The sequence below is a fragment of the Acidicapsa acidisoli genome (genome assembly GCF_025685625.1).
Lineage (GTDB): Bacteria > Acidobacteriota > Terriglobia > Terriglobales > Acidobacteriaceae > Acidicapsa > Acidicapsa acidisoli.
Genome location: NZ_JAGSYI010000003.1, coordinates 922,378 through 936,550, shown reverse-complemented (window position 1 = coordinate 936,550; position 14,173 = coordinate 922,378). Strand labels below are relative to the sequence as shown.

11 protein-coding genes are annotated in these 14,173 nt (G+C 58.6%); 9 read left to right on the top strand and 2 right to left on the bottom strand.

Annotated features, from left to right (window positions below):
• The first annotated feature begins 18 nt into the window (after nt 1–18).
• Complete coding sequence (locus OHL23_RS21780; RefSeq protein ID WP_263354072.1) at nt 19–1,992, top strand: DUF3857 domain-containing protein; 1,974 nt, start codon at nt 19–21, stop codon at nt 1,990–1,992.
• 42 nt (nt 1,993–2,034) lie between these two features.
• Nucleotides 2,035–4,023 carry a DUF3857 domain-containing transglutaminase family protein gene (locus OHL23_RS21775; RefSeq protein WP_263354071.1) on the top strand — a complete coding sequence of 663 codons (1,989 nt, stop codon included), beginning with the start codon at nt 2,035–2,037 and terminating at the stop codon, nt 4,021–4,023.
• Here OHL23_RS21775 and OHL23_RS21770 read toward each other — a convergent pair.
• Nucleotides 4,010–4,711, bottom strand: coding sequence for a YkgJ family cysteine cluster protein (locus OHL23_RS21770; RefSeq protein WP_263354070.1), 702 nt, complete (start codon nt 4,709–4,711; stop codon nt 4,010–4,012). The two genes, OHL23_RS21775 and OHL23_RS21770, sit on opposite strands and share 14 nt — an antisense overlap.
• Nucleotides 4,711–6,798: a PP2C family protein-serine/threonine phosphatase gene (locus OHL23_RS21765; protein ID WP_263354069.1), complete on the bottom strand. Its 2,088-nt coding sequence runs from the start codon at nt 6,796–6,798 to the stop codon at nt 4,711–4,713. The genes OHL23_RS21770 and OHL23_RS21765 overlap by 1 nt, the downstream gene beginning before the upstream one ends.
• 138 nt (nt 6,799–6,936) lie before the next feature.
• On the opposite strand from OHL23_RS21765, the gene OHL23_RS21760 reads away from it, so the two are divergent.
• From OHL23_RS21760 to rplC, 7 genes are all read left to right on the top strand, one after another.
• Entirely contained in the window at nt 6,937–7,989 is a 1,053-nt protein-coding gene (locus tag OHL23_RS21760) for a nucleoside hydrolase (RefSeq protein ID WP_263354068.1), read from the top strand.
• A 553-nt stretch (nt 7,990–8,542) separates the two neighbouring features.
• On the top strand, nt 8,543–8,947 hold the full coding sequence (rpsL, locus tag OHL23_RS21755; RefSeq protein ID WP_263354067.1) for a 30S ribosomal protein S12: 405 nt from the start codon (nt 8,543–8,545) through the stop codon (nt 8,945–8,947).
• 47 nt (nt 8,948–8,994) lie between these two features.
• Entirely contained in the window at nt 8,995–9,465 is a 471-nt protein-coding gene (rpsG, locus tag OHL23_RS21750; protein ID WP_263354066.1) for a 30S ribosomal protein S7, read from the top strand.
• A gap of 118 nt (nt 9,466–9,583) precedes the next feature.
• Entirely contained in the window at nt 9,584–11,665 is a 2,082-nt protein-coding gene (fusA, locus tag OHL23_RS21745; RefSeq protein WP_263354065.1) for an elongation factor G, read from the top strand.
• 97 nt (nt 11,666–11,762) lie between these two features.
• Complete coding sequence (tuf, locus tag OHL23_RS21740) at nt 11,763–12,950, top strand: elongation factor Tu (protein WP_263354064.1); 1,188 nt, start codon at nt 11,763–11,765, stop codon at nt 12,948–12,950.
• Nucleotides 12,951–13,022: 72 nt separating this feature from the next.
• Nucleotides 13,023–13,340, top strand: coding sequence for a 30S ribosomal protein S10 (rpsJ, locus tag OHL23_RS21735; RefSeq protein WP_263354137.1), 318 nt, complete (start codon nt 13,023–13,025; stop codon nt 13,338–13,340).
• A 61-nt stretch (nt 13,341–13,401) separates the two neighbouring features.
• A complete protein-coding gene (rplC, locus tag OHL23_RS21730; RefSeq protein ID WP_263354063.1) occupies nt 13,402–14,130 on the top strand; it encodes a 50S ribosomal protein L3 in 729 nt (242 codons plus the stop codon).
• The last annotated feature ends 43 nt before the right edge of the window (nt 14,131–14,173 follow it).

Sequence of the window (14,173 nt, the reverse complement as noted above, 5' to 3'; positions counted from 1 at the left end):
CTGGGTACTGGAGTAACGATGAGGTTTCGTCTTTGGCTGCAAGTCGCCTTCGCGGCTGCGGTTCTCGCATTTCCCGCTTCTTCCTGGGGCCAGTTTCAACCGCCTACCGACGAAGAGCTCAAAATGACCGCAGAGCCGAAGGCTCCGGGAGCAGCAGCAATCTACCTGTATCGCGAAGAGACGGTGGATGACAATCTGCATTTCCATAGCTTTTATGCGCGAATCAAAGTGCTGACCGAGAAGGGGAAGGAACTTGCGACTGTCGGAGTGCCTTATCCGAAGGGCGCTTTCAAGGTGGAAGACGTCAAGGCGCGGACGATCCATTCCGATGGGACGGTGATCCCGCTCGACGTGAAGCCGTCGGACTTGGTAGAGCACAAGGGGACTGGAGTCCAGATCAACAAAATGGTGTTCACTCTTCCAAGCGTCGAGGTGGGCAGCATTCTTGAGTACCGGTGGCAGCTCCGCTACGGCGATGAAACACTCTCCTCGCCGGAGTGGGAGGTCCAGCAAGAGTACTTTGTGCGAAAGGCGCATTACTCCTTTCTTCCTTTCGCATACCTGCATCGTGTGGTGAATAGCCGAGGGGAGGCGGCGAGCAAACTACTGTATAGCTCGATGCTGCCGGAGGGCGTCAAAGTCAACTATGAGGCGTCCGGAAGGTACACGCTGGATGTCACGGATGTGGCGCCCGTCCCGGATGAGGAATACATGCCGCCTATGGCCGCTCTAATGGAGAGCGTCCAGTTTTACTACACGGGGTATTCCACCAAGGAAGACTTCTGGAAGCATGAGGGTGAGCGCTGGTCAAAACAAATGGATCACTTTGCCGGCGAGACCAAGACTCTGAAGGACGCAGTGGCAACCATTGTCGCGCCCGCAGATAGCGAAGATGTAAAGGCGCACAAAATCTACGATGCGGTGATGGCGCTCGAAAACACCGATTACACCCGTCGCAAGTCGGAATCGGAGTTAAAGGAACTGCATCTCAAGGAAGCCAAAGATGCCGAGGATGTGTGGACCAGGAAGAGCGGTACAAGTGATGAGATTGCGTTGCTGTACCTGGCCATGGCGCGGATTGCGGGATTGAAGACCTATGCGATGACAGTCTGCGACAGGAATCGGGATATATTCAACCCCTACTTCCTATCGCTTTCGCAGTTTCAGGACGTTCTGGTGGTGGTGACGATCGACGGCAAGGAGACGCCTCTTGATCCGGGCACGAAATTTGCGGACTTTGGCGAACTGGACTGGAGGCACTCCCTGGTGTCTTCTCTGCGCCAGAGCGAAAAAGGGCCGGAGTTAAGCGGCACTCCCGGAAATTCGTATAAACAAGCGTCGACCCTGAGAACCGGATACCTGACCATCGACCGCGATGGCAGCATCACAGGGACCATCCGCATTACGATGAATGGACCGGCAGCCTTGCGGTGGCGAGAGACGGCAGTTGAGAACGACGAAGATGAGGTCAAGAAGCGATTCAATGAGGAACTGCGCAGGATGGTTCCCGATGGGGTGGATGCGGAACTGGATCACTTTCTTGCACTGGACGATTATCACTCCGTGCTGATGGCGATTGTGAAGGTTTCCGGCAACATGGGAACGGCCACTGGGAAGCGAGTCTTCCTGCCGGGTGTGTTTTTCGAATCACGCGCAAAGCACCCGTTTGTCGCCGAAGAGAAGCGGTTGACCCCGGTGGATATGGAGTACGCGGACACCGTCAGCGATGAGGTGACTTACCACCTGCCCGATACATTTGCTGTAGAAAGCGCGCCGCCTGATTCTTCGATCCCCTGGCCGGGCCATGCGGCGTTTCAGTTGAAGTCGGTTGCCAAGAAGAACGACATCACTGTTGCGCGGACCTTCGCACGAGCCTTTGCGCTGCTTGAGCCCAAGGACTACTCGTCGCTGCGCGATTTCTATCAAAAGGTGGCCACAGCCGATCAGCAGCAGTTGGTGTTGAAGGTTGCTCCAGCAAACGGCGGAAACTGAGGGATGAATTTGATGGATGGACGCCCAGGTGGGGGATTTTGGATGCGAACGGTTCGAAGCTTGTTAATTGTGTCGCTATGGGGTCCGCTGCTCTCTGCCTCGTGCGGGGCTTCGATCTTCGGCAAGGAAAAACTGCCGGTGCCGCAGTGGGGTCTCGATGCTTACAAGACACATACGCCGTATTACGCAAAGGACTCACCGGCGGTCATTCTCTACGATGAGTACGTTGAAACCGTAGATACACAGGGCCGGGCGGTGGAGCGGGAGCGCGAGGCAATTCGCATCCTCAAACCGCAGGGGCGGCACCACGAGTGCGGAGTGTCCTACGACGTGGATGAGAAGATCAACTACTTCCGCGTTTGGACGATTGGTGCGGATGAGAAGCAGTATCAGGCGCAGGAAGCTGATTTCACCGACGAAGGTGATACGGGGATTCCGGTGATGCTGTCGACCTACAAGTACCGCGTGGCGCATCCGCCTGCCGTGGATGTTGGCGCGGTCGTGGTATGCGAGTCCGAGGAGTTGCTGAAGCCGTATATGCAGGAGAAGGTCTGGCATATACAAAGCGAAATTCCCATGGTGTTCGAGGCATTGGAGGTCGATCTGCCCGCTGGTCGCAGCCACGCGGAAGCATGGCATCAGTATGCGGGTGTGAAGCCGGTTGAGGTATCGCCGAATCATTGGCGATGGGAGATCAGGGATATGCCCGATCTCACGCTGCGGGATATTCCGTCACACCCGGAATGGGGCGCTCTGGCGGCGCGCATGTCGGTGCAATGGGGCGATGCGGCGGTCGAGGGCAGGGATAATCAGTGGCGAGCGATCGGGGAGTGGGTGACAAAGCTGGAGGCTGACCGGCCCCAGCCTTCGCCGGAGATTACCGCCAGGGTTCAGGAACTGATCGCGGGAGCGCCGGATTTCTATACAAGGCTCAGCCGCATCACAGAATCCATTCAAAGGGAGATTCGATATTTTGTCGTCTCGCGTGGCATTGGCGGATTGCAGGCGAATCATGCGGCGGACATTTTCCGCAACCGTTACGGAGACTGCAAGGACAAGACGACGCTGTTGGTCTCCATGCTGCAGGTGGCTGGCATTCGGGCCGATTATATGCCGGTCGACGATCATCGCGGCATTGTCGATCCGGCTGAGCCGTCGTTGCTTGGGAATCACATGATTGCAGCGATCGAGCTGCCCGCCGATGTCCACGATTCGCGCCTGAAGGCGGTTGTTACGGGCAAGGGCGGCAAGCGGTATCTGATCTTTGACCCGACGAATGAGCATACGCCAGTGGGGAATCTGCCTTCATATGAGCAGGGCAGCTTTGGGATTCTTGCGGCTGGCGCTGAGAGCCAGATTATCGCGCTGCCGGTGCTTGCTCCTGAGACCAATGGCACGAAGCGCAAGGGGGCATTTACGCTCTCGGCGGACGGGACGCTGAGCGGCTCGGTCGATACTTCCCACTCCGGGCCCGAGGGCGGGGAATTGAGGATGCTGCTCAAATACACGGATGAAAAGGAGCGGCACGAATACTGGGAGAAGCGCGTGGCGGGAGATGTGCCCGGCGCGGTGCTGGATTCCTTTCGGTTCGTGCAGCCGGTGGCTCTGGATCAGCCATTGGAGTTTCATTACAAGCTGACCGCCAGCCAGTATGCCCATGCGGCTGGTCCGCTGCTGCTGGTGCGGCCTCGCGTTGTTGGTTCGGATGTGCTGCCTAATGATGACAAGCCGCGCACGGTGCCGATTGATTTGCAGGCGACGGGGCACTGGCATGACAGCTACGACATTGCATTGCCGGATGGCTGGGTGGTAGATGAGATGCCCGATCCCGTCAACGTGGATATGAACTTCGCCAGCTACCATTCTTCGGTCTCTGTTCCGGCATCGGGGAAGGGCAGGCTGCTGCATTATGAGCGGGACTTCAAGGTAGTGGAGGTGCAACTGCCTGCCGATAAGGCGTCGGAGTTTCGCCATCTCGAAGGGGCGATTCTCTCGGATGAGAAGTCGACGGTGGTGCTTAAGCGGCAGTAGCGTCGGGTTGGGAGAGAGGCACGGGAACCAGGCAATAGGCGACGATGGTTTCGCCCTTGGCGACGGGATCAAATTGGTCGAGTAACGTTTGTTCTTCGGCGTGAGGGATGGTCATCTCGGCAGCGGCTATCTCTTCAGGAGTGGCGGTGGTGAAGCAGAGTTCGCAGATCGCGAAACCATCTTCGTTCCCGGCGTTGGAGCTTTCCTGTTGTTCGCCATCCGACGAGGCGGCCATCCGGACGGGTGGTCCGAAGACGCGGCAGGTCATGGGGCGGGCTTCGTAGAGGTCGCAGAGGCCGGTTTCGGGATTGAGCGCGGGGCAGGGAGCTTCGTTGGCGAAGTCCTCGAAGGCTGCTTCCTCTTCGGGGCTGGTTCCCAGGATGCCGGTTACTGGGTCTCCGGGGAAATCGGGAGCAAATTCAGTCAGGAATTTTTGCGCGCGAGCGGCGATGGCGGCGGCCTGTTCCGGCTGCGTCTCAGCCATGGAGGCCATCGCCGAACGCAGGCGAAGGGCATCGAGCGGGTTGATGGCGAAGGCTCCGTGACAGCATTGTGTGCAGCCGGGACGGCAGGCGAGATGTGCGCCGGCGCGGAGGGTTGCGTCCGCCAGGGCTGCATCGACGATCTGGATGAGCTTCGCGTCCTGCTGGCGCAGGTGAACAGTAGGATTGGCAAATGGTTGGTGCATCAGCGAGCCATTGCCTCCTTTTCCTGGAGTGAGCCCACGGAGGCGGGGATTCCCAGAAAATCGATGGTTACGACGGTGATGTCGTCGACCTGACCGAAGCGGTTGGCGATTTCGGCGATTTCAGCGGCGGATCGCGTGCTCAGGTCCTGGGTGCGGTCGAAGCCGAGGAGCTCGCCGGACTTGCTCTGCGCTTCGACCACGCCGTCGGAGACGAAGGTGAGCCGGTCGCTGGGCTGAAGCTGGGCGGTTACGAGCTCGTAGGTGATACCGCCGAGCATTCCCAGCGGCAGGGCGCCGGGCATCGCCATCTCCCGGCCATTGCGATAGGGCGGGAGATGGCCTGCGTTGGCCAGCACTAGCCGCCCGCTCGCGGAGAGATGAGCGCAAAGGCAGGTGGTAAATCCGGTACCCAGCTCGTTCGCGCTCCGGCCTGTCATGCGGTGATTCAGGGTGGACGCAAGCTCGGATGGGTCGGTGGTGTGGGCCGCCTCGGTGCGGATGGCGCCAACGATCATGGAGACCATCATGGCCGCAGGCAGGCCTTTGCCTGCCACGTCGCCGACGACGATGAGGAGGTCGCCGTCTCCGCAAGGCAATATCTGGAAGAAATCGCCGCCGACCGCGTCCGCGGGACGGTAGATGCAGTCGATGGAGAATCCTGGAACCTGGGGAATTGCTTCAGGAAGCAGGAGGTGTTGCACCTGGCGGGCGGCTTCGAGCGCACCTTCCCAGCGCTCCTCCCGCCTGCGGGCGATGGTGAAGCGGCGGATGAGAAAGGCCAGCATGGCGAGCAGAAAGAGCAATTCGGCCAGCACGTAGGGATGGACGGTATAGGGCGAGGTGATGAATGGTGTCTCGAACGGGCGGGGATCGGCTTCGAGGCCGAGCTGATTCAGCGCAATGGTGATGTTGTCGGCTACATACAGGCCCTGAACTAGAAGCACGGGCAGTAGAAGCAGGCGGGCGTTCGTATCGCGGCGAATCGCGCCTGCGGCCAGGGTAAGGAGCATCCAGATGGACGAGGGCAGAAGCAGAAAGACCTGGACAAGAGCACCGGCCGGAGCGGAGAGCCAGCCGGGCCAGTAAAGCACTCCGAAGATGGAACTGAGCGCGGCCATTGCGGTAACGGCCTGCCAGATCAAGCCGCGGCGAGCCTTGAGAACCTTCGAGAGAAAGAGCAGAAATGCGATCTGAGCGCAGGCGACGAGCATTCCGTCGAGGAGATCGAAGACAGGGATCGGCGGAAAGGCAAACAGCTCCTTAGATACGATCAGGGCTCCGTCCAGAGACGTGGCCATCAGTTGGATGGCGAACCAGAGATACTCACGCTCCTTTGGCCGGAACAGGTAGAGGCCAAAGATGGTGATGCCGATGATGGAGGCGGCGATTGAATACGAAAAGACGTCGATGAAGACCATGCGGTGCCGGCCTTCATGATGCTTCTGTTCGGCGGCGATCAGCTCGGAGTCTCCGACAAGGCTGTCGCCAAAAGCCGGGCCGCCGTCAATATAACTGGCCCAGATGCTGGAGTGCCAGACACGGATCGCGACGTGGATCGTCTGCTCGCGGTTGTCGCCCTGGGACGATGCAGCGGAGAGGGGAACGGTCCGATAGTCCCAGGACGCGGTCGGGAAGATATTCGGCGGCATGTGGCCGACTGCAGCGGCGATGTGTCCGTCGACGAAGATCTCGTACGAGGTCATGATCGGCGCAAGATCGAGCGAAAGTGCCGGGTGAGTGGCCGGTACATGGATGGCGAAGCGATACCAGGCGAATCCGCCCATGGCTGGGTATCCCTGCACGGACCACGGTTTGTCGCTGTGCAGGAGCGGCCAACTGGAATCGTCGAAGGATGGTTCCGACCAGTGCGGGTCGTCCCCGGGATGGAAGCGCCAGAGGCCATCTAGGGAGACCAGAGACTGACGGTCGCGGTCCAGGTCGAAGGTTGCAGGCGTTCCCGTCAGTTTGGGGCTCGTGCGGGGGATCACATACTGACCTACGGCAGGCAGGGAACTCATGCCGCCGAGAAGCGAGAGACAGACGACCGCGCAGAAAAACCAGCGGCGAATTTTTCGGGGCGCAGACATCGGTATGGTGTTCCCGGAGCGGTGCTCAAAAGCCGCGTCGATCTATGGCTTAGAAACCTGCCATGATGCTACTGTACGGGAGATTGTTTGTCTTTGCTTTGTGTGAGTTGAATCCAAAAAGCTGCGAGGATCGCATTGATGCGACTTTATAAAAATGAATTGTCCGTTGGAAAGCTGGTTGCGGCGATTGCCTTTCTGGCTATTCTGGCTGCCATGGAGCCAAGCCGAGCGCGGGGGCAGGTGGGTGCACAGGGAATTCAGACGGAAAGGCCGCAATTGGTCTGGGTTGACACCGATATCGGGGACGATATTGATGATGCCTTCGCGCTTGGGCTGATTCTCGGCAGCCCGGAGTTGCATGTTCTGGGTATCTCAACGGCCTTTGGAGATACCGAGACGCGCGCGCGGCTGGTGGACCGCTTTCTCGCTGCAACCAGCGAGTCGGCGATTCCGGTGACGGCGGGGGTGCATACCGAGACAGACAATGTAATGACCCAGCGGGCTTACGCGGAGCGTTTTCCGGCGCGGGAGCATCCAGACGGGGTTGCGGCGTTGCTTGGGGAGATTAAGCGGCATCCGGGAGAGATTACGCTGATCGCGATCGGTCCGCTCTTCAATATTGGCGCCGCGATCGACCGCGATCCAGAGACTTTTCGCCAGTTGAAACGGGTGGTGATGATGGGCGGGTCGGTCGAGCGAGGTTATGGTCTTACGGCGGATGGTTCGCCGAAACCGCCGGACGCCGAGTGGAACATCAAGTGCGATCCGAAAAGCGCGGCGAAGCTTTTCTCAGTTGGAGTCCCGATTTTTATGGCTCCGTTGGATTCGACCCAGATTCACCTGGATGCTGCTGATCGAGAGGCCATATTTGCCGACGGCTATCCGCTGACCGATCAGTTGACCTTGCTCTACCACCAGTGGGTGGCGAAGACGCCGAATCATTCCGCCACCCCGACATTGTTCGATCCGGTGGCGGCGGCTTACACCTTCCGGCCGGAGCTGTGCCCGATGCAGCCGATTCGAATCGAGGTTGATGACAAAGGCTTTACGCGCAAGGTGGAAGGTCCGCCGAATGCACAGGTTTGCTTGAAATCGGACGAAGATGCCTTTCGAGCACTGCTCAAAAAGAGAATCATGCTCAGCGACAAAGAGAAATTTAATCTTCAGAAGACACTCCACCAACGATTGTAATGAGATTTTCTTGTCATTTGGCTTCTCCAAAGGAAGCAACCATTGACCTTGGCCACGGTTCTTGGTATTGTAAGAAGGTTCCACAAGAGCGGGGTTAACCGCGTGTTGTAAGCGGAAATCTTGCAGAGCGGCCCTCAAGTCGGTAAAGCCGATGGTTGAGAAGCCGCCAGGGTAAAGGCTCAATAAGGTAAATCGGGCCACCCAATAGTCCTGAAGTAGCTCGTCTCTTGTGCGGGCTGGACTTTTCGCTACGGTGCCTGCGACCCCCTCCACCTTGGAGGATTATGCAGGCCGAAACTTAGGAAACGGAATCGACCTTTCTGGAATCGAAGGAAGCGTACGGTCACCGTCCGGGTTTTCGTCTGGTATTGGTACGAGGGCAGACGCGAAGCAGCTAACCTGGGCTTCCGCATTGTTGCGCTCCGTGTTCGGGCGCTTAAAACGCGGGGAAGCCATATGGCTGTGTGCGCTTGCCGATGACAGGATTTTCGCCGGTTGCAATGAATGTTGCCCGGCAGTGGTTTTGAACGGTTCGGTTTCAAGGAGTTGCGGTTTGCCCACATTTAATCAGCTGGTTCGCAAGGGGCGCACGGCGCCACGGTACAAGACGGCCTCTCCGGCGCTGCAAGCTTCGCCGCAGCGGCGTGGAGTTTGCACGCGCGTTTACACGCAAACCCCCAAGAAGCCGAACTCGGCCCTGCGTAAGGTTGCCCGTGTGCGCCTCACGAATGGGATCGAGGTTACGACTTACATTCCTGGCATTGGCCACAATCTGCAGGAGCATTCGATTGTGCTCATTCGCGGCGGCCGTGTGAAGGATCTGCCGGGCGTTCGCTATCACGTTGTGCGCGGCACGCTGGATTCGGTCGGTGTGGCCAATCGTAAGCAGAGCCGGTCGAAGTACGGAGCCAAGCGCGGCAAGGGCGGCGCGGCACCGGCAGGCAAGGGTAAGAAGTAGTCTCAGGTTTTGACGCGGCTCGAGCAGAGCGCAAAAGGATTTAAGGAATGCCGAGAAAAGGTCACATTGCGAAGCGGGAAGTAGCTCCCGATCCGGTTTACGGTTCGACGCTGGTCACCAAGTTTGTGAACTCATTAATGTGGGGCGGAAAGAAGTCGACTGCTCAGGGTATTTTCTACACGTCGATGACGAACCTGGAGCAGCGAGGCGGCGACGAAGCCCTCAAGCTCTTCAAGCGCGCGGTCGAGAACTGCAAGCCGCTCCTTGAGGTGAAGTCTCGTCGTGTCGGCGGCGCAAACTATCAGGTTCCGATCGAAGTGAACCCGGAGCGCCGAACGTCTCTGGCGATTCGCTGGCTCATTACCTATGGGCGCGCCCGTGGCGAAAAGGGAATGATTGACAAGCTGACCAATGAGCTGCTTGACGCGGCGAATGGTCGCGGCGCGGCAATGAAGAAGAAGGAAGATGTGCACCGCATGGCGGAAGCCAATAAGGCTTTTGCGCACTATCGCTGGTAATTTGCGATAGCCGGTTGCAGATAGAAGAGTAGCAGGGCGGGGCGCTTTCGGGCTCGGCCGCAGCGAATCAAGTAGTACCAATAACAGCGGACCAAGGTGTCCGCAGGGAAGAATATCCGTGGCTCGCACAGTACCGTTAAATCGTTGCCGGAACATCGGAATCATGGCGCACATTGACGCCGGAAAGACGACTGCCACCGAGCGCATCCTCTTCTATACGGGCATCACGCACCGTATCGGAGAGGTGCATGAGGGCACGGCGACCATGGACTACATGGAGCAGGAGCAGGAGCGCGGAATTACCATCACTTCCGCTGCAACCACATGCACCTGGAATAACATCCGTATCAATATCATCGATACTCCGGGCCACGTCGATTTCACGGCAGAGGTCGAGCGTTCGCTGCGGGTGCTCGACGGCGCCGTTGCGCTGTTTGACTCGGTGTCGGGCGTGCAGCCGCAAACTGAGACTGTCTGGCGTCAGGGTGACAAGTATCGCGTTCCGCGTATCTGCTTCGTGAACAAGATGGATAAGAACGGCGCAGATTTCGAGATCGTGATGGAGTCTATCCGCAAGCGTCTCGGTGCCCGCGCGGTTGCCATCCAGATTCCGATTGGCGCGGAAGCTAATTTCAAGGGCGTAATCGATCTCATGGATATGAAGGCCATTCTGTGGCACGACGAAACCATGGGTGCGAAGTATTCGGTCGAAGAGATTCCTGCCAGCCTGCTCAAGAAGGCGGAAGCCTTTCGCATGCAGTTGGTTGAGATGGTCGCCGAAACCGACGACGAGATTCTGGTGCAGTTTCTCGATGGCGAGATGCCGACCTCGGCCCAGCTCAAGGCTGGTCTACGCAAGGCAACCCTCGGTCTGAAGCTTTTTCCGGTCATGTGCGGATCGGCCTTCAAGAACAAGGGCATTCAGACACTGCTGGACGCGGTGGTGGACTATCTCCCCAGTCCGCTCGATATCCCGCCGATCGAAGGCATCAACCCTTCGAATCCGGAAGAAGTGTTTATTCGCCACTCGGACGACAGCGAGCCGTTTTCGGCTCTCGGCTTCAAGCTGATCAATGACCCGTTCGGCAAGCTGGGCTTCATCCGCGTGTACTCGGGGCAGTTGAAGACTGGTGACACCATTTTGAATCCGCGCACGGGTAAGACGGAACGCGTGGGTCGTCTGGTGAAAATGCACGCGAACAAGCGTGAAGACATCACCGAGATCATGGCTGGCGACATTTGTGCTTGCGTGGGTCTCAAGGAGTTGAAGACAGGCGATACGCTCTGCGCGCCATCGTCTCCGATTGCCCTTTCGGCGATTACCTTCCCTGAGCCTGTTATTTCGGTCGCCATCGAGCCGAAGACCAAGGCCGATCAGGAGAAGATGGGCTTGGCGCTTGGCAAGCTTTCGGACGAGGATCCGACCTTCAAGGTTCGGACGGACGAGGATTCGGGACAGACAATCATCAGCGGCATGGGCGAGCTTCACCTCGAAATTCTGGTCGACCGTATGAAGCGCGAGCACAAGGTTGAGGCCAATGTTGGCGAGCCTAAGGTTGCGTTCCGTGAGACGATCCGCAAGGAATCCGAGGCGGAAGGCAAGTACATTCGTCAGACCGGCGGTTCGGGCAACTACGGGCATTGCAAGATTCGCTTGAAGCCGAGCGAACCGGGCAAAGGCTACGAGTTCATCAACGATATCAAGGGTGGATCGATTCCGAAGGAATTCATCAAGCCGATCGACCAGGGCATTCGTGAAGCTCTGGATGGTGGAATCCTGGCCGGTTATCCAGTGGTCGATGTGACGGTGACGCTCTATGACGGAAGTTACCACGATGTCGATTCGAACGAAATGGCTTACAAGATTGCCGGTTCGATGGCCTTCAAGGAAGCCGCGAAGAAAGCCAGCCCCGTGCTTCTTGAGCCGGTGATGGCAGTCGAAGTCACGGTGCCCGAGGAATTCGTCGGCACGATCATTGGCGACATCAACTCCCGGCGCGGACGGATCGAAAGCCTGGAGCATGCGGCGGGTTCGCAGCTGGTGAAGGCGATTGTTCCGCTCAAGGAGATGTTCGGTTACGTGAATGACATTCGTTCGTCGACTCAGGGCCGGGCATCGTATTCAATGCAGTTCGCTCGCTACGAAGAAGCGCCGCGGATGATCGCGGATGAAATCATCGGACGCGCGCAGGGTAAGTAGTCGGGTCAGGCAGCATAGTTTTGGGGGCTGGAGCCGGATCGCCGGCGCCCCCAGGTGAAACAGGCAACACAAGCTACGAAAGGGATTCGGGGAAGTTATGGCGAAGGAAAAATTTGACCGGTCTAAGCCGCACGTGAACGTGGGAACGATCGGGCATATCGATCACGGAAAGACGACGTTGACGGCGGCGATCACGAAGGTATTGTCGAAGCACAATCCGAAGATCCAGTTCCGTTCGTTCGACACGATTGACAACGCGCCGGAAGAGCGGGAGCGGGGCATCACGATCGCGACAGCGCACGTGGAGTATGAGACGGCCAACCGTCACTACGCGCACGTCGACTGCCCGGGCCACGCCGACTACATCAAGAACATGATCACCGGCGCGGCGCAGATGGATGGCGGCATTCTGGTGGTTGCGGCCACCGACGGCCCGATGCCCCAGACCAAGGAGCACGTGCTTCTGGCCCGCCAGGTCGGCGTACCTTCACTGGTGGTGTTTCTGAACAAGTGCGACGCGGTCGAGGACGAAGAGCTGGTGGAGCTAGTGGAAATGGAAGTGCGCGAGCTGCTCTCCAAGTATCAGTTCCCGGGCGACGACGTTCCGGTCATCCGCGGCTCGGCACTTGGAGCTTTGAACGGCGAAGCGCAGTGGGAAGCCAAGATTGACGAGCTGATGGATGCGGTCGACAAGTACGTTCCGCAGCCGGACCGCATGGTCGACCTACCCTTCCTGATGCCGATCGAAGATATCTTCTCGATCTCCGGACGCGGCACGGTTGTTACGGGCCGCATCGAGCGCGGCAAGGTGAAGGTAGGCGAGGAAGTTGAAATCGTCGGCTTCCGCGACACGCGCAAGACGGTTGTGACCGGCGTGGAAATGTTCAAGAAGCAGCTGGACGAAGGTCTGGCGGGCGATAACGCCGGCCTGCTGCTGCGCGGCATCGCCAAGGACGACGTGGAGCGCGGCATGGTTCTGGCCAAGACCGGCTCGATTACGCCGCACACCAAGTTCAAGGGCGAGGTTTACGTACTGAGCAAGGAAGAAGGCGGCCGTCATACGCCGTTCTTCAACGGCTACCGTCCCCAGTTCTACTTCCGCACCACGGACGTGACGGGCACGGCGAAGCTTCCTGCCGGTACGGAGATGGTGATGCCGGGCGACAATATCCAGCTGGAGATCGAGCTGCACACGCCGGTTGCGATGGAAAAGGGCCTGCGTTTCGCCATCCGCGAAGGCGGCAGGACAGTCGGCGCCGGGGCCATCTCGGAGATTATCGCTTAGTAGTTCGATTGAGTTGGGCTAGTACGGGGAGGGTTTGCAAGAACCCTCCCCGTACGGGAAAGATGGATGGGCATGGTAGGACAGAGAATTCGAATTCGGCTTAAGGCATACGACTACCGGGTACTGGACACCTCGACGGGCGAGATCGTCGAGACTGCCAAGCGTACCGGAGCACAGGTGGCCGGGCCGATCCCGCTGCCGACGGTCAAGAACAAGTATTGCGTGCTGCGCTCGCCGCACGTGGACAAGAAATCCCGCGAGGCATTTGAGATCCGGACGCACAAGCGCCTGATCGACATTCTGGAACCCACCCAGCAAACGGTAGATGCGCTGATGAAGCTCGATCTGCCCGCCGGCGTGGATGTGGAAATCAAGGCTTTCGAAAAGTAAGCCGCTAACTCCGGCAGTGCGTGGTTCTGAGATTAGCCTCGCATGATGAGGAAAGGAAAATATGTCAGTTACTGGAATTCTAGGTAAAAAAATCGGCATGACGCAGGTCTTCGACGAGAAGGGTGATGTGCACCCGATTACCGTCCTGCAGGCTGGTCCATGCGTGATCACGCAGTTGAAGACGGCTGCAAAGGACGGGTACGAGGCGGCACAGATCGGCTTGGTCGAGTTCGTCAAGGCTTCGCGCATCACTAAGCCGCTGGCCGGTCACTTTGCCAAGCACGATGCTCCTCCGGTGAAGGAGATTCGCGAAGTCGGTCTCGACAATCTGGTTGAGGGTGAGAGTGCGGCCAAGGCAGGCGACCGGGTTCTCGTAGACATCTTCGCGGACGAGAAGTTTGTGGATGTGATTGGCACCTCCAAGGGACGTGGCTTTGCCGGTGTCGTTCGTCGTCATGGTTTTGGCGGCGGCCCCAAGTCGCATGGACACATGTTCCAGGTACAGGGTTCGATCGGTGCTTCCAGCTTCCCGTCCCGTGTATTTCCGGGGCAGCGGATGCCGGGTCACTTCGGTGTCGATCAGGTCACGGTGCGCAATCTGCGCATTCGCGGCATCGACCTTGAAGAGAACCTGATCATGGTCGAGGGAGCAGTACCGGGGCCGCGTGATGGCTACGTGCTGATTTCGAAGGCCAAGGCTCCGCCGCGTGAGCGCCGTGGATTTGCAGGCGCCGGCACGGTCGATCCGTTGAAGGCCTCCAAGAAGGCGTCAGCCGGCAAGAAGAAGTAGTCCTGGCCGTACGGCATTACCAAGTTGAAAGGGCGAGGAGCCC